This window comes from Kribbella kalugense (assembly GCF_004365875.1).
GTDB classification, from domain to species: Bacteria; Actinomycetota; Actinomycetes; order Propionibacteriales; family Kribbellaceae; genus Kribbella; species Kribbella kalugense.
Map to the genome: position 1 here is coordinate 328651 of NZ_SODF01000002.1, position 21864 is coordinate 350514.

A 21864-nucleotide genomic window follows, 5' to 3' on the forward strand; every position below is an offset into this window, starting at 1 on the left:
GCCCGCCTCCGTGAGGCTGACTCCCGGCTGACACAATCGACGGTCATGGCCACCCCTGCCCAGTGGATCGAAGGCGCCCGCCCGCGCACGCTGCCTGCCGCGATCGCGCCTGTCCTCGTCGGAACCGGCGCGGCTGCGTACCTCGACGGCTTTGTCTGGTGGAAGGCGCTGCTCGCCCTCGGTGTCGCACTAGCCCTCCAAATTGGTGTCAACTACGCCAACGACTACAGCGACGGCATCCGCGGCACCGACGAGAACCGCGTCGGCCCACTCCGGCTGGTCGGTTCCAAGGTCGCCACTCCCACCCAAGTGAAGACCGCCGCGTTCACCTGCTTCGGCATCGGCGCCGTACTCGGCATCGTCCTGTCCGCCACGACGACTTGGTGGCTCCTGGTCGCCGGGGCTGCCTCACTCCTGGGCGCGTGGTTCTACACCGGCGGCAAGCGCCCGTACGGCTACCGCGCCCTCGGCGAGGTGAGCGTCTTCCTCTTCTTCGGCCTGGTCGCCGTCCTGGGTACGACGTACGCCCAAGCCGAAACCATCACCTGGCCCGCCGTTGCCGGCGCCGTCTCGGTCGGATCGATCGCCTGCGCCCTCCTGGTCGCCAACAACCTCCGCGACATCCCGACGGACTCTGTGACCGGCAAACGCACCCTCGCCGTCGTCCTCGGCGCCCCGCGCTCACGCCAGCTGTACGCAGCCCTGGTGATCCTCGCCTTCGTCCTCGCAGCGGTCTCCGCGATCGCCACCCCGTGGACCCTGCTGGCCTTCATCGCCGCCCCCCTCGCGATCAAGTCGATCCGCGTAGTCCTGAGCGACGCCGTCGGCCCCGCGTTGATCCCAGTCCTCAAGGGGACCGGCCAAACCGAGCTGCTCTACGCGATCGGCCTGGCCGTCGGCCTAGCCCTTGGCGGCTGACACCGGCCGGTAGTCCGGCAGGACCAAGCTGCTGTTGGCCTCTCGACCCTCGTCGCCCGTCATGCTCGCCGCACGGAGCTCGGTGTTGCGCGCGTCGAGCGCCTCTTGGGTGCCGGGCGCAACCACCTGCTTGCCGACCTCGACCAGGGCTTGGTTATCCTCGACGAACGTACGGATCCGCTCCTCGTACGCCGCGAACGCCTCCGCGTGATCGGCGTGGGTGGCTAATTCACCGGCCAGCACGTACGCGCCGACCAGCGAAACGCTCGACCCCTGACCGGACATGAACGAGGTCGCGTACGCCGCATCGCCGACCAGCCCGACCCGGCCGCGTGACCACGTTGGCATGTGGATCTGGCTGACCACGTCGAAGAACAGATCGTCGGCCTCCCGCATCGCGGCGACCAACCGCGGCACCTGCCATCCCGGATCCGGGAACGTGGCCGCGACCAGTTCCCGTTGCGCCTCGGGATCGCGGAAGGCGTCGTACGGCGGCTCGTCCACCCGGAACGTGAGGAATCCGTGCACCGGGTCGCTCGGCTCGTGTGCGTACAGCACAGCGGCTCGGCCCGCGACGTTCCAGGAGACACCTTCGTGCGAGAGCCCGAAGTCGTTGGCGAGCGTGAAGCCGGCGAAGGCGTACCCCTGATAGGAGTGGAACTCCTCCTCCGGACCGAAGACGAGGCGACGAACGTTCGAGTGCAGGCCGTCGGCTCCGATGACGAGGTCGAACGTGCGCCGGATCCCGCTGTCGAAGACGACGTCGACAGAGTCTCCGCGGTCGTCGAGCTGCGCGATCGAGTCGCCGAAGATGAACTCGACCTTGTCCTGGATCGGCAAATAGAGCGCGTCGGCCAGGTCGCCACGGCGTACCTCGAGGTCAAGGCCCTCCGTGCCGCCGGTGATCGACTCGGGCTGGATCGCGGCGATCAGCGCGCCGTCGGCATCCACGAATGAGATCCGTTGCGTGTCGACATGCGCCTTGCGGAGCTGCGGCAACAACCCCATCCGGTCGACGACGTCCCTCGCCGTACCCCGGATGTCGATCGCGTATCCACCACCGCGGACCGCCGCGGACTTCTCCACCACGGTCACCTCGAACCCATATCGATCCAGCCAGTAGGCGAGGGCAGGTCCGGCGATACTTGCACCTGCGATCAGAACAGTGGTCATGATGGCGACCCCTTCCAGAAGTATGTACCTTAGGTATCTAACTTCTGAATCATAAACATACCTAAGGTAGGTAATCAAGTGACCGCTGACTCCGGTGATGAGCTGGCGCTACTCCCGCGGCTCGCTCAGCTGGGTACGGCGATGAACCGCGGCCGGCTCGCACAGCAGGCAACGGAGGCGACCGGCCTCGCGCTCGACCGGCCTGCGATGACGATCCTGCTGACCCTGGCCATGGCAGGCGCCCCGCTCCGCGTCGGCGAGATCGCCGACCGCATGCAGGTGGTCGGGCCACATGTCACCCGCCAGGTACAGGCACTGGAACAGCGCGGCCTGGTCCGCCGAGTCACCGACCCGAACGACCGCCGAGCCAGCCTGATCGAGCCCACCGCCACCGGCGCCGAGGCAGCAACCCGCTACACCTCAACAATCGCCGACTGGTTCCGCGAGGCGATCGCCGGCTGGTCCCCCGAAGACCGCACCGAACTCAACCGGCTCCTCACCAAACTCACAGACGACCTAACCACCCGCCTCACCGACTCCTGAGCGTCCCGCAGCGCGCGTAGCGTGCGTGGGCGGATCCAGTCCCATCTACTCCGGTTCGGTCCACTTGCCGGTGGTGGTGAAGGTTTCGAGGGTGGTGGTGTGGCGGGTGATGTCGATGCCGCTGGTGCGGAGCCAGGCGTCGTCGTAGTACGTGTTGCCGTAGCGTTCGCCGCTGTCGCAGAGCAGGGTGACGATGCTGCCCTGGACGCCGGTACGGCGCATTTCGGCGGCCAGCCGCAGCGAGCCCCACAGGTTGGTCCCGGTGGAGCCTCCGACGAGGCGGCCGGTGACCCGGGAGCAGAAGCGCATGGCGGCGATGGACGCAGCGTCGGGGACCGAGATCATCCGGTCGACGACACCCAGCACGAAGGACGGTTCGACCCGCGGGCGGCCGATGCCCTCGATCCGGGACGGGCGGCCGGTGGAGAAGTCGTGGTCGCCGGCTTCGAAGGCGGGGAAGAAGGCCGAGTTCTCCGGGTCGACGACCGCGACCGAGGTGTCGTACCGCTGGTAGCGGACGTACCGGCCGATGGTGGCCGAGGTGCCGCCGGTGCCGGCGCCGACCACGATCCAGGTCGGGATCGGGTGCTGTTCCAGGGAGAGCTGGCCGAAGATCGACTCGGCGATGTTGTTGTTGCCGCGCCAGTCGGTCGCACGCTCGGCGTACGTGAACTGGTCCATGTAGTGACCGCCGGTCTCCTCGGCCAGCCGCTTGGCCTCGCCGTAGATCTGGCCGGAGCGTTCGACGAAGTGACAGCGGCCGCCGTAGAACTCGATCAGCTCGACCTTCTCGGGGCTGGTCGAGCGCGGCATCACCGCGACGAACGGCAGCCCGAGCAGGCGGGCGAAGTACGCCTCGCTGACCGCGGTGGAACCACTGGACGCCTCGATGACCGTCGTACCCTCGTGGATCCAGCCGTTGCACAGGGCGTACAGGAACAGCGACCGGGCCAGCCGGTGCTTGAGCGAGCCGGTCGGGTGCACGGACTCGTCCTTCAGGTACAGGTCCACACCGGTACCAGGCGGCATCGGGAACACGTGCAGGTGCGTGTCCGCGCTCCGGTTCGCGTCGGCGTCCACGATCCGGATCGCCTCGGACACCCAAGCGCGTGCCTTGTCGTCCCGGCGATCGACCTCACGACATACCTCACTCATGCGGGCCAGGCTAGGACCTCAAACCGGATTTGAGTATTCCTACGCTCTGCAACCAGCGCCCCGGACCGGGACGATCGGAGGCATGATCCCGCTCGGAGCGGTCGAGTTCTCCCCCGCCGACGTCGCCCTGATCCTCGCCGTACTGACCCTCGGCGCCACCGCGTTCGCGCTGCCCGCGACCCTCACCCTCGCCTGGATCGGCCACCGTCGCGCCAGCACCCACCCGGGCTGGAACGCAGCCTGGTACTGGTTCGGCGGTACGGCGATCTGCCTCGCAACCACCGCGTTCGCGGCAAGCAAGGGCCTCGGCTGGTGGTCGGTTCCGTTGGGCTGGCTCCCGACCCTGTTGCTGGCTTTAGCGCTCAAACCTCGGATCGGTCAGCGGCGCACCTGATAGCGCAGGTGAAGCACCCGGTTGCCCTGAATCACCACGTCAGGATCCTCCAGCAGGTGCTGCGCGTCGACCGACCCGAAGTAGCGCTTGCCGGACCCGAATACGACGGGTACGACGTCCATGCGCACCTCATCAACCAGACCTGCGGCAAGCACCTGACCACCGACGTCACCGGCGGCGACTTCGACTATGCGGTCACCGGCAAGCTCCTGCGCTTTGGCCATGGCTGCCTCGACGCCGTCGACGAAGTGAAACGGCGCCTCGGGGTCCCAGCCCTCGGGCTCCGGCCGGTGCGTCACAACGACCACGTGGTCGACCCCGGCCGGAGGCTTCCCGTCCCAGCCGTCCGTGATGTCGAAGACGTGGCGGCCGGCGACTGTCACCCCAATCTGGTCCCAGTACGGCCGGGTGTAGTCGTAGGAGATCTGCGACACCTTCACAAAGCCACTGTCGTCCAACGGGACGTCGCCGCTGGTCAACCAGTCGAACAGCGGTCCGGGCTGATCGTTCTCGTCCGCGACGAAGCCGTCCACCGACACCGAGCTGTACATGACGACCTTGCCCACGGGGCTCTCCTCTGCTTGGGGTGCCCCCATTCTGGCGTGTCTCGAGCTGCCGATCTTGTAAGAAATCAATCGGCCGGCAGCGGCCAGCCCTCGAACACGTGACCGGGATGTTCGAGCAGGAACCGCCGCCGTACTTCGACGTACCGGGTCGGCGTGAGCCCGGTGAACGCCCGGAACTCGTGGCCGAAGTGCGCCTGGTCGAAGTAGCCCGCGCCACCGGCGAGGTCACCCCAATCGATCGGTCCGGCCGGGTCGATCGCGAACACAGTGGCGGCGAAGCGGTAGGTGCGGGCCAGCCGCTTCGGCGTGACTCCGATGAGCTCCTTGAACCGCTGCGTCAGATGAGTGCTGCTGACACCGGCTGCCACACTCAGGTCGCCGATCGCCACCGCCCCACTGGTCGCCGCGATGACACTGCTCGTATGGCGGACCAGCCCGAGGCCGGCGGTCTCGCACAGCCGTCGCATCAGCTCCTCCTCGAGCAGCGTCAGCATCGCGTGCGGTCCGTCCGCCGCGGCCAGCCGGTCTCGCAGCTCAGCAGTGGCGGGCCGGCCCCAAACCTGCTCGATCGTCACCGGCCGGTCACACAGCTCGACCGCAGGCATCGGCAGGAACGGTGCCGGCCCCCACGGCTTGAAGTGCACGCCGACGGACCGGGTCCGGAGTGGGTAGCTGAACTCCCACGCGCGGGTGGGCATGGTGACCACGCAGCCGTCGGCGTACTCGGCCGTCTCGACGTCGGCGCCGGCGCGGATGCGGAACGGCGCCCCGAGGTTGACGATGAGCAACGCCGACGGCGCCGGCGGCAGCGTCAGCCGGGCGTACGGCGGCGAACCCTCCAGGTAGTAGAGGTCGTCGATCAGCCCGTCGAGCGGCGGTCGCGGCACTCTGGACACGTACTCCACTCCCACAGCATCGCCGACACCCAGCCGACAGAGCCCGACGGGATGGCTCCGCCCCCTGAGCGAGCTAAGTTGGGGAAACATGACGACCGGGCAGCAGGGGGAGCGATGAGCGAGAGCAGTGATCGGCCGACGCGGCAGCGGGTGACGTTGACCGACATCAGTTCGCGGGCGTGGGAGCACCCGGCGGACCGTGGTGCGCTGGTGGCGCTGCGGCAGCTGAAGGGTTTCGACTTCGTACTGCGGAAGATGTCCGGGCTGATCAACGAGCGCGCGTTCCGGCTCCAGTTCCTCGGTTCGGCGATCCGGGTCGACGAGCGGCAGTTCCCGACCCTGCACCGGCTCTTCACCGAGGCGGCCGCCACCCTGGACGTCCGGGAGCTCCCGGAGCTGTTCGTCACGAACAGCCCGATCTGGAACGCGATGACGATCGGCATGGACAAGCCGTTCATCGTGGTGAACAGCGCGCTGCTGCAGGGCATGGACGAGGAGGAGCTGCGGTTCGTCCTCGGTCACGAGCTCGGTCACGCGCAGAGCGGTCACGCCCTGTACCAGTCGCTGCTGCTCTGGCTGATGCGCCTCACCGGCGCGTTCAACTGGATGCCGATCGGCGCTCTCGGACTCCGCGCCATCATCGCCGCCCTGCACGAGTGGTCCCGCAAGGCCGAGTTGTCGGGTGACCGGGCCGGCCTGCTCGCGGTCCAGGACCCGGCGGTCGCGCTGCGCGTCCAGATGAAACTCGCCAGCGGCGGTCAGCTCGCCGAGCTCGACACGACGGCGTTCCTCGCGCAAGGCACGGAGTACGAAAGCTCCGGCGACCTGCGTGACAGCGTGCTGAAGCTGCTGCTGCTCGAGGCGCAGACTCACCCGCTGGCCGTCATCCGCGCGCACGAGCTGCGCCGCTGGGTCGACGAGGGCGAGTACACCACGGTCGTGTCCGGCGACTACCCGAAGCGCCAGGACGACGGCAACGCGTCGATGTCGCAGGAGGCGAAGAACGCGGCCAAGTCGTACACCGACGCGTTCAACCGCTCCCAGGACCCGCTGGCCAAGCTGCTCCGCGACCTCGGCGACGGCCTCGGCGGTGTCCGCGACTGGGTGTCCTCGAAGTTCCCACCCCGAAACTGACTGGTCCTGGAACCGGGCCGACTGCGATCCTGTCGGCGTGATCGACGTACAAGCAGTTGGCCCGGATGACTGGAAGGCCTGGCGGGAGCTCCGGCTCGCCGCGCTCGAGGAAGCGGCGTTCGCCTTCGGTTCGCAGCTCGCGGACTGGGTGGACGCCACCGAGGAACGCTGGCGGGAGCGGCTCTCGGTAGCCGGCGCCTACCAGGTGATCGCCTCGATCGACGGTACGCCGGTCGGTCTGGCCGGCGGGTTCCCGGCTGACGAAGAGTCCAACGCCGAGTTGGTGTCGATGTGGGTCGCGCCGGCCGGTCGTGGTCACGGTGTCGGCAACGCGCTGATGACCGCGATCGAAGACTGGGCCCGCAGTACCGGCGCCACTGTTCTCGACCTGTCGGTTGTCCCCGGCAACGATCCGGCGCACAACCTCTATCTCCGCAACGGTTTCGAGGACACCGACGAACAAGGTGACCTGATGGCGGACGGCGTACGCCGCGAACTCGTGATGCGCAAGCAGCTGTAGAGACAAACGAAAGGCCCGCTTCCCCCCTCCCGGGAAGCGGGCCGTTCGCGTATCGGGTGATCAGCCCACGTGGACCGGGCTCTTGCCGTCGTTGGCCAGGTCCTTGTGCTTGATCGACAGGCCGACCAGCGTGACCAAGGCCGCGCCCAGCGCCAGGAACCCGGACCAGATGAACGCACGGGTGAAGCCGTGGGTCGTGGCCAGTGCGGTGAACTGACCCTGCAACTGCTTGATCTGGTCGGGCGACTGCCCGGACTCGGCCGCCTTCTGCAGGCCCGGGGCCAGCTCGGCGAACTTGTCCTTGATCGCGTTGGCCGAGATCGTGCCCAGCAGCGCCAGGCCGATCGCACCACCGATCTGCTGCACGGTGTTCAGTACTGCGGAACCGACACCGGAGTCCTCGTCCGCGACCCCACTGACCGCGGTCAGCGTGAGCGGCACGAAGATCAGGCCCATACCGAACGCGAGCACCAGGATGTACGGCAGCAGGTGACCCCAGTACGTCGAGTCCACCTCGAGCCGGCTGAACCCGAACATGCCGGCCGACACCAGCACGCCACCGGCGCCGGAGATCCAGCGCGGGTCCATCCGCGCCACCAGCGTCGAAGCGACCTGGGCCGCGACCACGATGCCGACGCTGAACGGCAGGAACGAGATACCGGTCTTCAGCGCGCTGTAGCCCATCACGCTCTGCACGTAGATGCCGAGGAAGTAGAACATCGAGAACATCGCCGCGCCGACGATCAGCATCACGAAGAAGCTGACCCCACGGGTCCGGTTCGCGAGGATCCGGAACGGCATCAGCGCGTGCCGCGACCGGGCCTCGATACCGAGGAAGATCCCGATCAGAGCCAGGCCGCCGAGGATGAAGGTCAGCGTCAACGCGTCACCCCAGCCGTTCGAGCCCGCGTGGGTCAGACCGTAGACCAGCGAGGTCAGACCCACCGTGCCGGTGATCGCGCCAGGCAGGTCGAACTTGCCGGTCTGCCGGGCCGACTCACCCAGGAACCGGAATGCCAGTACGGCGACGATCAGGCCGATCGGCGTGTTGATGAAGAAGGTCCAGCGCCACGACGCCTCGGTCAGCGCACCACCGAGGATCAGACCGACGGCCGCACCGGCCCCGGACATGGCGGCGTACACACCCATCGCCCGGTTGCGCTCCTTGCCGGCCGGGAAGGTGGTGGTGATCAGTGCGAGCGCGTTCGGCGAGGCCGCCGCGGCCGCGAGACCCTGCAGAATCCGGCTGGCCAGCAGCACGCTCTCGCTCTGCGCGATACCGCCGACGAACGACGCCAGGCCGAACAGTACGACGCCGAAGATGAAGACCTTGCGGCGACCGAGGATGTCCCCGATCCGGCCGCCGAGCAGCAGCAGACCGCCGAAGGCCAGCGCGTAGGCGTTGACCACCCACGGCAGCGACGCGTTGCTGAAGCCGAGCGCGTCCTTGATGTGCGGCAGTGCGATGTTCACGATGGTGCCGTCCAGCACCACCATCAGCTGCGCCATGCAGATCAGCGCGAGCGCGACACCGAGATTGCGGTGACCGTGCGCCGCGGGCGCGGCCGCGGCGTTGACTCCGTCGACCGGCCTCCCCTCCGGCGGGTCGGCCTTGATGACTTCTTCGGACATAGGAATTTCCCCTCTTGGGCAGACTGTCTTGGTCGCGAACCGGCACCCCGCCGGTCAGCTCGCCTGCGACCCCCGCGCCGCAGGCAGAATCACGTTGTCGATCACTCGGAGGATCAGCTCGTCGGTCGGCGGGACGCCGAGGACGTAGGCGTGGTGCACGATGACCGCGGGCAGTGTCGTCGAGAGCAGCTCGATGTCCACTCCCGGCGCGATCTCGCCGCGCTCGACGGCGCGCTCGAACACCTTGCCGGTGACCTCCTGCCGAGGCGCCAGGAAGCGCTCGCGGAAGGCCTTCTGCAGGTCGGCGTCACGGTGCAGGGCGGTGATCAGGCCGGCGATCACCGACATCGGCATCTCGTCGGTGAAGCCACCGTCGCCGCACGACATCGAGATCAGGTCCCCGCGGAGGCTGCCGGTGTCGACATCCTCCGGCATCGGGCAGCCCTTGGCCCGGCTGATCGCGTCGACGACCAGCTCGGCCTTGGTGGTCCAGCGCCGGTACAGCGTGGCCTTGCTGGCCTTCGCCGCCGTCGCCACCGCGTCCATCGTCAGCCGGTCGTAGCCGAGCTCGGCCACCACCGCGACGGTCGCGTCGAGGATCTCCTCCTCACGCCCACCTTCGACCCGCGGCCGCTGCCGCACGCCTGCTGTGTCCACCTTCATCACCCTGAGTAGTTACTAGAATACCGATGGAACGAAACCGTTTCGTTTCATCCACCACTGTACGACTCATGTGAAGGAAGGCACAAAGGATTTTGCGGAGAATTCCGAAGTGGCATAGGTCACTCTCCGTACCAGTCGATCACTGGTACGGCGTCGTGGGCCTGACCGGCGGCGCGGTCGGCGCTTTCCGGAACCTTCCTGCCACCTGGTGCAAAATTTGTTCCGCAAACTCGCCTGCCGCACTCACCCCCCGCCCAGCCCTGCTCGCCCGAACGTCTCAGGGGTCAACCCCTCACCTGGTCGGTTAACACCCCCCAGTCCACGGGGGCAACCGGCCAGCTCAGGGGTTGACCCCCGAGACGGCCGCGTCGGAGAGATGCACGCCGCCGCGATGGTCGCGGACGGACGGCGCGCACGGGGAAGGTTCGCGCGGCGGGCGGACCCGATCAGGCGCTTGGACGGCAGCGGGGATCAGCCCCAGCGGTCCGAGCAGCGGGAAGAACGGCGTGACCGGGATGTACTGGACGCCGAGCAGCCGCGCCAGCGAGGCGATATGCCGACCAGCGGACAGATCTCCTCAGCGCCGACGACCGAGCACGGGGACGAGCGTCAGTCGTCGTCTTCGGCGGTGCGGGCCTGCTCGAGGCGGGTCGAGATGTTCGCGGCGCGGGTCTCGATCTTGCCGGCCAGCCGGTCGCGGGCGGCACGGAGTACGAAAATCGAGAGGATCGACGACAGGACCAGCGCGATGAGGAGCAGCGGGAAGATGGTCAGCCAGCTGTGCAGCACGAGCCAGAACACGGCGAAGCAGACGGCGAACAGGACCGCCCGCAGGCCGGTGTAGATGGCGAACTCCTTCATCTCACACCCCGGCGTAGGAGTGCATGCCGGAGACCAGCAGGTTCACGCCGACGAAGTTGAAGATGAAGACGAACCAGCCGACGATCGCGATCGTCGCGGCCCGGCGGCCCCGCCAGCCCGCGGTCGCGCGTGCGTGCAGGTAGGCGGCGTACACCACCCAGGTCACCAGCGACCAGACCTCCTTGGGGTCCCAGCCCCAGTACCGGCCCCAGGCGTGCTCGGCCCAGATCGGCCCAGCCACCAGTACGCCGAACGTCCACAGTGGGAACGCGAACGCCAGCACCTTGTACGCCGTACCGTCCATCGACTCGGCGCTCGGAAGCCGACCCAGCGAAGCCGACATCGTGCCGCCGGCCAGGACCTTGCGCTCGGCGCGCGCCTTGATCAGGTAGAGCACCGAGAGCAGCCCTCCGACAGTGAACGCACCACCGGAGATCGCGGCCGCGGACACGTGGATCACCAGCCAGTACGAGTGCAGCGCCGGGACCAGCGGACCTGCCGGCGTGTACAGCGCCAGCGACGCCAGACCGAGTACGGCGGCGATCACGAAGGTCACGCCGAGCCCGAGGTACTGCAGTTTGTAGCGCTGGACGAAGATCAGGTAGACGATCGCGACCGCCAGCGACGCGGTGATGGAGAACTCGTACATGTTCCCCCACGGCACCCGCTGCGCCGCGAGGCCACGGGTGACGACACCGCCGAGGTGCAGCAAGAACCCCAGCCAGGTCAGCAGCAGCCCGATCCGGCTGGCCGCATCCATCCGCTCGCCGGACTCCGGCTCCTCCACAGCAGGTACGTCGGAGACCGGCTGGCCGTCAGAAGCGACCAGGACCCCTTCCTTGACCACAGCGGTCTTCACGACGGACGCGCGGCCGATGGCCCACTCCATCGCGTGCGAGACCATGGCCAGGGCATAGATCACCGTGGCGGTAGGGATCAGCAGGTTGGAGACATGTGCGTAGGTCTCCCCGCTCATCCACGTCCTCGCTTCGCTCCGGGCGCGGATGAGGCTCTGCACGCGCTGTGCTTGATGATGAGCTCACTCCGTTCGCTCATGGCTGCTCCTGGTTACTCGGTCCGGCGGGTTTCAGGCTCTTGGTTATCGCGTGGATCTCGTCACCGAGGCCGCGTTCGGGACCGCGGTCCAGACCGGCCACCTCGACCACGGTACGCCCGTCCTCGTCCCGGACGCGCACCCAGGTACGACGTGGGTGCACGAACAGCGAGCCCATCAGTCCGAGGATCGCCAGCAGGATGCCCGCCAGCGCGAGATGCGTCCCGGGAGTGTGGCTGACCTGCAGCTTCACCCACCGGCTGTAGCCGTCGAAGGTGATCGACCCGGCCTTGTCCGGCAACGTCGCGCTCTGCCCTGGCGCGAGCTGGAACCGCCACTTGTCGCCGTTCTGCTCGAACTGCGTCAGCTTCGACTTGTCCAGCTGGTACACCGACTCCGGCTTCCCGGTCTCCGGCTGCGGGCGGCCGTAGTACCCGGTCATCACCAACTGCGGGTTCAGGTCGTCTGGGAAGACCGACACCGGACCGTCCTGGCCGATCACCGCGGTCGGCAGGAAAAACCCTTCGAAGCCGAGCGTCTCCGGTCGTGCGTCCGGCGCCTTGATCACGCCGAACGACGAGAAGTTGTTGTCCTGCGGCAGGAACGGCGCCGGCCCGGAGAACGCCACGTTCCCCTGACCGTCCCGGACCGTCACCCGCGGCGCGTATCCGTGGCCGAGCAGGAAGAGGCTGCTGCCGTCCAGCTCCAGAGGATGGTTGACCTGCAGTACGTAGGACTTCTGCGGCGAGTCCGGCGTCTCCTGGTACTCCAGCTGCGCCTTGAACTCCCGTGCCGCACCCTTCTGCGGCCCGTCCTGCTGGAACTTCACCTGGAAGTCCTTCACGGTCAGCGAGAACGGCGGCAGATCGTCGTCACCGCCGAACGCGCGCCCCGGCGTGAAGTCGTCGTACTGCGCCAGCGTGTTGGAGAAACCGTTGCCCACGACAACCAAGACCGTACCGCGGTAGCCGAACAGCGAACCCCAGGCGAATCCGATCAGCGCCAGGATCAGCGAGAAGTGGAAGAGCAGGTTGCCCGCCTCGCGCAGATAACCACGCTCGGCCGAGACGGCGCCGTCGTACGTCTGCACACGGAACCGGCGCCGGCGTAGCTCGCGCTTCGCGACTTCCAGCACGTCGCTGTCGGCTTCGACCTCGAAGCGTTCGTACCCGGGCAGGCGGTTCAGGTTCCGCGGCGGCTTCGGCGGACGAGCGCGGACGGCCCTGAAGTAGACCGAGAGCCGGGGTACGACGCAACCGATCAGCGAGATGAACAGCAGCAGGTAGATCGCGGAGAACCAGGCCGACTTGTAAACGTCGAACAGCCCGAGCTTGTCGTACAACGGCCCGAGCTTCGGATGCGCGGTGAGGAAGTCCGACACCTTGATCGGGTCGATCGCCGTCTGCGGAACCAGCGAGCCCGGCACCGCGCCGAGCGCGAGCAGGAACAGCAGCACCAGCGCGGTCTTCATCGACGTGAGCTGCCGCCAGGTCCATCGCAGCCAGCCGACCAGGCCCAGCGCCGGCGGTCCGGACGGCTCCTCCGGGCGGGACGAGGCTCCGATGCGGTCCTTGATCTCGGTCATCTCACACCGCCGATCCGAAGTTGGCGACCCACTGCCGTAGCTCCGCGGTCATCGAATCCCACACTCCCGTCAGCAGCAGCAGTCCCACCGCGATCATCAGTACGCCGCCGATCCGGATCACCAGCAACTGGTGCTTGCGGACCCACGTCACCGCGGACAGCATCCGCCGGAACGCGAGCGCCGCCACGATGAACGGAATGCCCAGCCCGAGACTGAACACCAGCGCCAGCAGAGCACCTCGCCCGCTGCTGCCTTCGGTCGTGGCCAGCGTCATCACGGTCCCGAGCGTCGGACCGATGCACGGCGTCCAGCCAAATCCGAACAGTACGCCGAGCAGCGGCGCCGCCGCGATCCCGACCGCCGGGACCCGATGCACCCGCAGATCCTTCTGCATGAACCCGAACCCGCCGAGGAAGACGACACCGAGTACGACGGTCAGTCCGCCGAGCACTCGGGTGATCGCGGTCTGGTGATCGATCAACAGATCACCGGCCTTGCCGAACACCACCCCGGTCAGGATGAACACGGCCGAGAACCCGGCCACGAACAACGCCGTACCGGCAAGCATCCGGCCGCGCTTCGCCGAGTCCAGCTCGGCCGCGGACAGACCAGTGACGTACGACAGGTAGCCCGGCAGGAGCGGTACGACGCACGGCGAGAAGAACGAGATCGCGCCGGCCAGCACTGCGATCGGCAGTGCTACCAGCATCGACCCCGTCATCGAGTCGGCGAACCACTGTCCCATCAGGTCAACCGGCGTCCTTGACCATGCCGAGCAAGGTTTGCTTGGTCACTTCACCGACCACCCGCGAGGCGACCTTGCCGGTCTTGTCGATCACGAGCGTGGTCGGGATCGCGGCCGGGGAGATCTGACCGCGGAACCGCAGCAGTCCTTTACCGTCCGGGTCGTAGAGGTTCGGGTACGGCACCCCGAACTCCTGGACGAACTTCTTCGCCGGCGCCGGATCGAGGTCGCGCGTGTTCAGGCCGATGAACTGCACCGACGGCCCGAGCTCCTTCGCCGCCGCGACCAGATCCGGTGCTTCCTTACGGCACGGCGGGCACCACGAGCCCCAGACGTTCAGTACGACGACCTTGCCGGTCTGGTCGGACAACGTCCAGGTCTTGCCGTCGAGCGTCTTGCCGGTCAGCACCGGCGCCGGCTTGCGGTCGGCCGCCGCGAACACCGAGACGTTGCCGGTGCCGCTGACGAAGCCCGACTGTCCCTGCCGGTTCTGCGCGGCCTGCTGACCTGAGCTGCACCCCGCGACAAGGAGGAGTCCGGCCACCACGACCGCCGTACGACGGATCATCACGCGCCACCGACGAACTTCTTCGGGTTCTTGACCGGCAACAGGTCCTTCGCCGGTTCGGAGTACCCGACGGAGACGATCTGGTCGCCGTGGAAGGTGAAGGACGTCAGGCTGGCCAGGCTGCACTGCCGTTTGCGCGGGTCGTGGAACATCCGCCGGCCCTCGATCGCGGACCGGACGATCCAGATCGGCAACTGGTGCGACACGATCAGCGCCTCGTGCCCGGCGGACTTCTCCCGGGCGGTCTCGATCGCGTCCCGCATCCGCCGTACCAGCTGCTGGTACGGCTCGCCCCAGGACGGCTTGAACGGGTTCCGCAGCAGCCACCAGGCGCTCGGGTTGCGCAGCGCGCCGTCGCCGACGCCGAACTTCTTGCCCTCGAACAGGTTCGCCGCCTCGATCACCCGCTCGTCGATGTCCGGCGTGATCCCGAACACCTTGGCGATCGGCTCCATCGTCTCCTGGGCCCGCTCGAGCGGCGAGCTGACCAGGTGGACGATGTCGCGACCGGCCACGTGCTCGGCGACCCGTTCGGCCATCTTGCGGCCGAGCTCGGACAGGTGGAAGTCGGGGATCCGGCCGTAGAGCACACCGGTCGGGTTGTGCACCTCGCCGTGACGCATCAGGTGCACGACCGTCGTTTCGGTCACCGCTGTCCCTTCAGTTCTGTACTGCGGCTGCTGCCCGAGCAGCAGGGGTCAGGGCGGACTCCAGCTCGGCCAACGCGTCGTCATCGACGGCACTGCTGACGAACCAGGCCTCGAAGGCGCTCGGCGGCAGGTAGACACCGGCGTCCAGCATTGCATGGAAGAACGCGCTGAACCTTGGCAGCACCTGGGCGTTCGCCCCGGCGAAGTCCCGGATCTCGGCAGGTCCCTCCGAGGACTCCACGAAGAAGACGCTGAAGAGGTTCCCGGCCGCCTGAATGACGTGCGGCACACCTTCCTTGTCCAGCGCGGTCGACACCAGTCGCTGGATGGTGAGCGAGGTCTCGTCGATCTTGGCGTAGACGTCGTCGGTGGCCAGCCTCAGCGTGGTCAGACCGGCGGTGGTGGCGATCGGGTTCCCGGACAAGGTCCCGGCCTGGTAGACGGATCCTTCCGGCGCGAGGTGGGCCATCACGTCGGCACGCCCGCCGAAAGCAGCAGCCGGGAAGCCGCCGCCCATGACCTTTCCGAACGTCATCAGATCCGGCTGTACGCCGTCGACGCCGTACCAACCGGACCGGGTGATCCGGAAGCCGGTCATCACCTCGTCGGAGATGAACAGCGCGCCGTTCTCGGTGCAGATCCGGGCCAGGAAGGCGTTGAAGTTGTCCCGCGGCGGTACGACGCCCATGTTGCCGGGCGAGGCCTCGGTGATCACGGCCGCGATCTGATCGCCGTACTCGGCGAAGGCAGCCGAGACAGCGGCCTGGTCGTTGTACGGCAGCACGATCGTGTCGGCGGTCGTTGCCTCGGTGACTCCCGGCGTACCGGGGATGCCGAGGGTGATGACGCCGGAACCGGCCTGGGCCAGCAGTGCGTCCACATGTCCGTGGTAGCAGCCGGCGAACTTGATGATCTTGGCGCGCCCGGTGAACCCGCGGGCCAGCCGGAGCGCGGACATCGTTGCCTCGGTCCCCGACGACACCAGCCGGACCTTGTCCACCGGCGTCCGGGCGACGATCTCCTCACCGAGCAGGACTTCGGTCTCGGTCGGCGTCCCGTACGACGTACCCCGGGCGACCGCGGCCTGGACGGCGGCGATCACCTCCGGGTGCGCGTGGCCGAGGAGCAGCGGGCCCCAGGAGGAGACCAGGTCGAGGTAGCGGTTGCCGTCGACGTCAGTCATGTGACATCCGTCACCGGATGCCATGAAGCGCGGCACACCGCCGACGGCGCGGAACGCACGTACGGGAGAGTTGACCCCGCCCGGGGTGACTGCGGAGGCCCTGTCGAAGAGCTTGGCGGACTGTTCAGTGTGGTCGGGCACGGCAGTTATTCTCCCCGACCACCCGCGCGGTCCGACCGGCAGGGCAGGGACAATTCCGGCACCGGATCGTTCCCAGGGGGTTCACAGGCGCTTTGTTACGCGCCAGTATGGGTACCCGGTGACCGCACGTACACGGTCTGCATCCGACGCGTAACCCACGCAACGGGGCGGACGTTAGACCTATTACGACGGCAACCGAGAAAGACTACGAAGACTGTCCGCAGCGTGGGGCCGGACTGGTCGATGAGTCACGGAGGGGAATCATCGATGGCGAAGGGCAAGCGCCGCGCCTCGGGTAGCGGGTGGCGTCAGGTGGCGCCGCTGATCCCGGTAGCGCTGTTCGCGAGCGCGTTCACCGTCAGTGCCACGGACGACCCGGCGATCGCCACGGCGTCGCTGGACAGCGGTCTGTCCGGAGGCAAGTCGGTCGTCGTACCGAAGCAGCCGATCTCGGAGCCGGCCAACGTGCCGGTGCCGGGTGTGGTCGGCCAGGGCGTCGATCCTGGCGAGCAACCGACCCAGGTGGTGTCCGGGCTGTCCCGCAACGGCATCCCGAACGCCGCACTGAAGGCATACTCCCGGGCCCAGCAGGTGCTGGCTCAGGCCGACCCGGCCTGCCACCTGCCCTGGACGCTGGTGGCCGCGATCGGCCGGGTCGAGTCCAACCACGGCCGCTTCGGCGGCAACTCGCTGAACTCGCAGGGCGTCGCGGTTCCGGGCATCTACGGTCCCCGGCTGGACGGCTCGTCCGGGATGGCCAAGATCTCCGACACCGACGCCGGTGCGTTCGACGGTGACGGCGCGTTCGACCGCGCGGTCGGTCCGATGCAGTTCATCCCCGGCACCTGGCGAGCCATGGGAGTGGACGGCGACGGTGACGGAGTGCGGAACCCGCAGGACATCGACGACGCGGCCATGTCGACCGCTGTGTACCTGTGCTCCGGCAAGACCGACCTGTCCAAGGCGTCCGACCTGAATGCGGCGATCCTGCGCTACAACCACTCCCAGCAGTACGCCGACCTGGTGATCAGCATCGCCAAGGCGTACGCCGGTGGCAGCTGGATCGCGGTCGGCAACGGGACCTCTGGTGACGACGTCGACGACGCCGGCGGCCAGATCGGTGGCGGGGACATCAACGCACCGTCGGACAAGAACCTGCCGAGGTCGATCGACCTCCCGACGCCGCCGCCCACGGTGATCCCGACGCCGACCGACGAGCGTGACCAGACGCGGCCGACGGTGGAGCCGACCGATCGTCCGACGGACCGGCCGACCAGCAGGCCGACGACGGTCAAGCCGACGACCACGAAGCCGACGCCGGGTAAGCCCACGACGACGAAGCCGACCACCCCGACCACGACGACGCCGGGTGTAGCCACCCTGACGACGGCCGCAGGGCTGATCGTCGGCACGGTCGGCACCACGCTGAACGAGTTGAAGACGGCCACGACGTACTGCCAGTCCGAGATGACGAAGGTGACGATCACCAAGCCGACTCAGGACCAGCTGCAGAAGTGCGTGACCGCCTACCAGACCGGTGGGGCGAAGGCGGTCGACCAGGTCATCCGCAACCTGCTGTCCCTGCTCGGACTGCTGGGCGTTCTCGGTGGAGGCATCCTCGGGAGCTGATCCCCCCTAGTCGGGCGCGCCTGCCCCCACCCCTCCCTTGGCGCGCCTCTGGCGACGCCACGGAGCACATCCCCCCGGCTTCGTGGCGTCGCCTCTTTTTAACGTTCAGTTCGCCCAGGCGCGGTCGATGGTCTGGGTAATGCTGTTGCCGATCAGATCCTTAGCCGTCACCCGAATGCTCGGGTAAGCACCAGCCGGGACCTGCGCGCGGACCGTGCCACCGATCCCCCGCAACGACAGCTTCTGCCAGGTCTTCCCGTCGTACGAGATCTCCGCCGTGGTCCGGAAGAGTCCAAGACCACGCGCGCCTGGCTGGTACCGCGGTGTCAGCTCGAGCCAGCCGTTCGTGTGCTTGTAGTCGACCTGGACCAGCGGCAGCACAGCCCGGGTCTTGGTCGGCGCCGAGAGGAAGTGCCAGGTCGTGTGCGTCGACGTGGACGTGGTCGCCCAACTGCTCGGACCGCGCTTCTGGTCCAGCGTCAGGTCGTACCAGGCGGTCCGGGTCGGGACCGTGAACTGTGCAACCGACCAGTTCATGCTGCCCAGCTCGACGCCGTTGCTACTGAGCTTCATGCTCGTCACGTCGCCACGATCGCCCCAACCGAAGACACTCCGGTCACCACTCACGTACTGCGGAATCGCGATCCGCAACGCGTTCTCGAACCGCGCCGGCGGCCAGCCCTGATCGATGTCCCCTTGCGCCTCCGACAGCCCTGGTACGGCGGGACGCATCAGCGACCCCCACCAGCCCCGGGTGACCTGCTCCCCCGGCCGGTAGGCGCGCGGAATCGTGGACTCGAATCCGCTCTCGTTCCACTCCCCGGCCGCCGTCGTCTCGTCCCAGGTCACACCCTTGACGTCGCTGACCAGGTAGTCGGTACGGGTCACCGGACCGGTCACCCCTCGCGACGAGCTCAGTCCGGCGGTGATCCCCGGAAAGTGTGCGATCCGCTGGTCGTTGTGCAGCGGGAACGCGTCGTTGCGCTGGAAGTCCATCGTCACGACGGCCGGGTGCATCTTCGCGACGTCGTACGTCAGCGGGCCCTTCACGATCGACGGTCCGATCGCGACGTCGTACCGGTAGGTGCTGTCGCGGACTCCGCTGAGCTTGAGTGAAACCGGGCCTTTCGCGAGCGTGCCCAGCAACTGCTTGCCCTGCTCAGATTGCAGTAGGTAAAGCGGGATGCCTTGCTCGGTCCCGGTCGACCACCAGCCGGGCGCCTCGTTGTAGAGGAAGACCACCTTGGCTCCGGCCGCCTTCGCCGCCTGCACCTGCGGGGTCGTCTCGTCCGGCGACGTCCAGCGGATCAGCGCGATCTTGTCCTTGGCGCCGGTCAGCTCGGCCGGCGTACCATCGCCGCCGTTGTAGAGCGGCAGGTTCTCGTTCCCGACGTACACAGTCCGGGACGAACCGGGGCCTGGGGTCGGCAGACGGCCCGCGCCGGGAACGTCGACGGTCAGCTGCGGCTGGGCGAGGTCCCAACGCTGCACGACCTGGAACGTGCCGTTGGCAACCTTTCCGAAGTCCTGCACGTAGATGCCGTTGGCAACCTTGCCGTTGAAGCCCCAGCCGGAGACCGCGTCCCGGTTGCCGACCTTGCGGTGCCAGGCGATCCCGATGCTCTGCGCGTCGGCCGGCCGCGGCGTCTTGATCGTCACCTTGTGCGCGGTCCGGGCGTCGAACGTGAACGTCCGGTCGCTGTCGATCCACTCGTCCGGATCGCCGAGCAGCGTGATCGAGTTGGCCCAGTCGGCCTCGTCCCCGCCCACGGCGTACGCCATCACGCTGTAGCGGCCGCTTGGTACATCAAGAGTCCGGCTGCCGGTCTCGTCGAACGCGATCGCGTTCACATCACCGGTGTCCTCGTTCCACAGCTGCACCCCGCTCGCACCGGCGGCGGTGGTCGCGGGCTTGCCGTCGCGGCCGATCGCCTTCACCGTCACCTGGTTCAGCCGTCCACCGGCCGCGAACCCGAGTCCGGTCCGGATCGACGTGTTGCCACTGCGGGCAGTCAGTACGCCGGCGTAGTTGGCCGGTTTGGTCTTCGCGAGATCTAGGGTGACCGTTGCGGACGCCGTACCGCCGGCCGGGACGGTCAGGCGGGATGGCTTCACGGTGAGGGCGGCCGCGACCTTGGCCGGCGACTGTGCGCCGACGGACAGGTCGAGGGTCACCTGGCGGTTCGAGTTGTTGCGGTAGGCAACCGTCCGGGTGACCGGCGCGGGGGCGGTCGGGCCGGTCCAGGAGACATCGCCGAAGAACAGGTTGGCGGTGTCCGGGAGGACCTTCGGGTCGAGCGCGTTCGGGATGTTGATCAGGCCGAGGCCCTGCTGGTCGGTCCGGGCGCCCGCGGACGGGACGGCGGTCGAGGCAAGCGCGGCCTTCAGTTGCGGGCCGGTCCAGTCGGGGTGCCGCTGAGCCAGGATCGCGGCGGCGCCGGCCACGTGCGGCGTGGCCATCGAGGTGCCGCTCATCGCGGTGTAGTACTGGCCGAGGATGTGACCCTGCGTGGTGCCGGCGGCCCGGGCTGCGGCGATCTCCACACCCGGGGCGGTCACCTCGGGCTTCAGTGCGCCGTCGCCAAGTCGCGGGCCGCGGCTGGAGAAGTTCGCCAGGTTGTCGTCGCCATCGACCGCACCGACGGTCAGCGCCTCGGACGCCGCACCGGGAGAACCGACGGACTGCTCGGCGCCGGCGTTACCGGCCGCGATCACGAACAGCGTGCCGCTCGACTTCGACAGCCGGTCGACGGCCTCGCTCATCGGGTCGGTGCCGTCCGACGGCAGGCCGCCGAGGCTCATGCTGACGACCTTCGCACCCTGCTGGACGGCCCACTCCATGCCGGCGATCGCCTCGGAGTCGTAACCACCGCCGCTGTTGTCGAGCACCTTGCCGATCAGCAGCTCGGCGCCCGGCGCGACCCCCTTCCGCTTGCCGTCGGACGCCGTACCGAGGCCGGCGACGATCGACGCCGTGTGGGTGCCGTGGCCGTGCAGGTCCTGGACGGCCTCGTCGGGGACGAAGCTCTGCGACCCAACGACCTGCTTCGCGAGGTCGGGGTGGCCGGCGTCGTACCCGGTGTCGAGTACGGCGACCTTGACGCCATGACCGTCGTACCCCTGCTTCCAGGCAGTCGGGGCACCGATCTGCTGGTTCGACTTGTCGTCGGTGGCGTGGGTGCGGCCGTCGAGCCAGATCTTGGTGACCTGGCTGGACTTGAAGGTGGTCGGGCCGCTGATGCCTTCCCAGAAAGCTTTCGCGTCGGACTTCTGCACGGTGACCGCGGAGCTTCCGACGCTGGTGAGGGTACGGCGGAGAGTTGCAGCGGGGGGAGTCACAGGCGGCGTGCTGGTATCGCTGCGCAGGGTGGCCGGCGCGGTGAGGAGGAGGGGCAGCTGGTTGCTGCTCGCGTCGTCGTACCCCTGCGCAGCGAGTTCGGTGAGGTTGAACAGCCGCTTGTCCAAGCGGCCTTCGGTGAGCAGCGGGTACGCCTCGGCCGGGACCAGGCTCAGCTCACCGTCGAACGTGCCGAAGTAGTACGGCTCGTCGCCGATCAGGTGGGCCGAGACCTGCCCGTTCGCACTCGTGGTCAGCTCGGCGACGTCGCCGGTGACCAGCGTGATTCGCTTGCTGCTGGCGCCGGGTGTCGGCTGCACAGCCGCAGCGGGCTCGCCAGGGCCTCCGGCGTTGGCTGTGGTGGTCGTCAGCAGCAGGGAACTGACGACCACCCCAGCAAGCAGGCTCTTCGCGATCCGGAGCCGGGACGATCGGGAAAACACAGCGGGACACCTCCCGACGCCCCGACCCACGCGAGGCCATCATCGGGAGCCTGTCAGTTGCCCTCAGCCCCGGT

Annotated in this window: 20 protein-coding genes; 6 read left to right on the forward strand and 14 right to left on the reverse strand. The window is 68.0% G+C overall.

Features of this window, described 5'->3' with window-relative positions:
• Positions 1-45 precede the first annotated feature (45 nt).
• Positions 46-918 carry a 1,4-dihydroxy-2-naphthoate polyprenyltransferase gene (locus tag EV650_RS19205; protein WP_134120423.1) on the forward strand — a complete coding sequence of 291 codons (873 nt, stop codon included), beginning with the start codon at positions 46-48 and terminating at the stop codon, positions 916-918.
• Here EV650_RS19205 and EV650_RS19210 read toward each other — a convergent pair.
• A complete protein-coding gene (locus EV650_RS19210; RefSeq protein ID WP_134120424.1) occupies positions 901-2091 on the reverse strand; it encodes an FAD-dependent monooxygenase in 1191 nt (396 codons plus the stop codon). The two genes, EV650_RS19205 and EV650_RS19210, sit on opposite strands and share 18 nt — an antisense overlap.
• 78 nt (positions 2092-2169) lie before the next feature.
• Between EV650_RS19210 and EV650_RS19215 the strand changes: the two genes are divergently transcribed.
• Complete coding sequence (locus tag EV650_RS19215; RefSeq protein WP_238174321.1) at positions 2170-2634, forward strand: MarR family winged helix-turn-helix transcriptional regulator; 465 nt, start codon at positions 2170-2172, stop codon at positions 2632-2634.
• Positions 2635-2679: 45 nt separating this feature from the next.
• Here the strand turns inward: EV650_RS19215 and cds1 are convergent, their stop codons facing one another.
• Positions 2680-3789 (reverse strand): L-cysteine desulfhydrase Cds1, encoded by a 1110-nt coding sequence (cds1, locus tag EV650_RS19220; protein WP_134120425.1) that lies wholly within the window; start codon positions 3787-3789, stop codon positions 2680-2682.
• An 82-nt stretch (positions 3790-3871) separates the two neighbouring features.
• On the opposite strand from cds1, the gene EV650_RS19225 reads away from it, so the two are divergent.
• On the forward strand, positions 3872-4183 hold the full coding sequence (locus EV650_RS19225; protein ID WP_134120426.1) for a hypothetical protein: 312 nt from the start codon (positions 3872-3874) through the stop codon (positions 4181-4183).
• Here the strand turns inward: EV650_RS19225 and EV650_RS19230 are convergent.
• Entirely contained in the window at positions 4168-4749 is a 582-nt protein-coding gene (locus EV650_RS19230) for a dihydrofolate reductase family protein (RefSeq protein WP_134120427.1), read from the reverse strand. The two genes, EV650_RS19225 and EV650_RS19230, sit on opposite strands and share 16 nt — an antisense overlap.
• A gap of 65 nt (positions 4750-4814) precedes the next feature.
• A complete protein-coding gene (locus EV650_RS19235; RefSeq protein ID WP_238174322.1) occupies positions 4815-5645 on the reverse strand; it encodes a helix-turn-helix domain-containing protein in 831 nt (276 codons plus the stop codon).
• Between the two features lie 114 nt (positions 5646-5759).
• Here EV650_RS19235 and EV650_RS19240 point away from each other — a divergent pair, with 114 nt between their 5' ends.
• Both EV650_RS19240 and EV650_RS19245 read left to right on the forward strand, forming a co-directional pair.
• Positions 5760-6779, forward strand: coding sequence for a M48 family metallopeptidase (locus EV650_RS19240; RefSeq protein WP_134120429.1), 1020 nt, complete (start codon positions 5760-5762; stop codon positions 6777-6779).
• A gap of 37 nt (positions 6780-6816) precedes the next feature.
• Complete coding sequence (locus EV650_RS19245; RefSeq protein ID WP_134120430.1) at positions 6817-7299, forward strand: GNAT family N-acetyltransferase; 483 nt, start codon at positions 6817-6819, stop codon at positions 7297-7299.
• A 60-nt stretch (positions 7300-7359) separates the two neighbouring features.
• Here EV650_RS19245 and EV650_RS19250 read toward each other — a convergent pair whose 3' ends face one another.
• The 9 genes from EV650_RS19250 to hemL all read right to left on the reverse strand — a co-directional run bounded on the left by EV650_RS19250 (position 7360) and on the right by hemL (position 16390).
• Entirely contained in the window at positions 7360-8931 is a 1572-nt protein-coding gene (locus EV650_RS19250) for an MFS transporter (RefSeq protein WP_134120431.1), read from the reverse strand.
• Positions 8932-8985: 54 nt separating this feature from the next.
• On the reverse strand, positions 8986-9594 hold the full coding sequence (locus EV650_RS19255; RefSeq protein ID WP_134120432.1) for a TetR-like C-terminal domain-containing protein: 609 nt from the start codon (positions 9592-9594) through the stop codon (positions 8986-8988).
• A gap of 609 nt (positions 9595-10203) precedes the next feature.
• Positions 10204-10455 (reverse strand): DUF4229 domain-containing protein, encoded by a 252-nt coding sequence (locus EV650_RS19265; protein WP_134120433.1) that lies wholly within the window; start codon positions 10453-10455, stop codon positions 10204-10206.
• 1 nt (position 10456) lies between these two features.
• On the reverse strand, positions 10457-11431 hold the full coding sequence (gene ccsB / locus EV650_RS19270) for a c-type cytochrome biogenesis protein CcsB (RefSeq protein WP_134120434.1): 975 nt from the start codon (positions 11429-11431) through the stop codon (positions 10457-10459).
• A 76-nt stretch (positions 11432-11507) separates the two neighbouring features.
• The gene (gene resB, locus EV650_RS19275; RefSeq protein WP_134120435.1) at positions 11508-13094 is read right to left on the reverse strand and encodes a cytochrome c biogenesis protein ResB; all 1587 of its coding nucleotides are present in this window, start codon (positions 13092-13094) and stop codon (positions 11508-11510) included.
• Position 13095: 1 nt separating this feature from the next.
• Positions 13096-13803 (reverse strand): cytochrome c biogenesis CcdA family protein, encoded by a 708-nt coding sequence (locus EV650_RS19280; RefSeq protein WP_238174562.1) that lies wholly within the window; start codon positions 13801-13803, stop codon positions 13096-13098.
• A 40-nt stretch (positions 13804-13843) separates the two neighbouring features.
• Complete coding sequence (locus EV650_RS19285; protein WP_134120437.1) at positions 13844-14407, reverse strand: TlpA family protein disulfide reductase; 564 nt, start codon at positions 14405-14407, stop codon at positions 13844-13846.
• Positions 14407-15030 (reverse strand): histidine phosphatase family protein, encoded by a 624-nt coding sequence (locus tag EV650_RS19290; RefSeq protein WP_238174563.1) that lies wholly within the window; start codon positions 15028-15030, stop codon positions 14407-14409. The genes EV650_RS19285 and EV650_RS19290 overlap by 1 nt, the downstream gene beginning before the upstream one ends.
• Before the next feature lie 37 nt (positions 15031-15067).
• A complete protein-coding gene (hemL, locus tag EV650_RS19295; protein WP_134120439.1) occupies positions 15068-16390 on the reverse strand; it encodes a glutamate-1-semialdehyde 2,1-aminomutase in 1323 nt (440 codons plus the stop codon).
• A 258-nt stretch (positions 16391-16648) separates the two neighbouring features.
• On the opposite strand from hemL, the gene EV650_RS19300 reads away from it, so the two are divergent.
• Positions 16649-18010 carry a lytic transglycosylase domain-containing protein gene (locus EV650_RS19300; RefSeq protein WP_134120440.1) on the forward strand — a complete coding sequence of 454 codons (1362 nt, stop codon included), beginning with the start codon at positions 16649-16651 and terminating at the stop codon, positions 18008-18010.
• A gap of 105 nt (positions 18011-18115) precedes the next feature.
• On the opposite strand, the gene EV650_RS19305 is transcribed toward EV650_RS19300, so the two are convergent.
• Positions 18116-21790, reverse strand: coding sequence for a S8 family peptidase (locus EV650_RS19305; RefSeq protein ID WP_238174323.1), 3675 nt, complete (start codon positions 21788-21790; stop codon positions 18116-18118).
• Positions 21791-21864 lie beyond the last annotated feature (74 nt).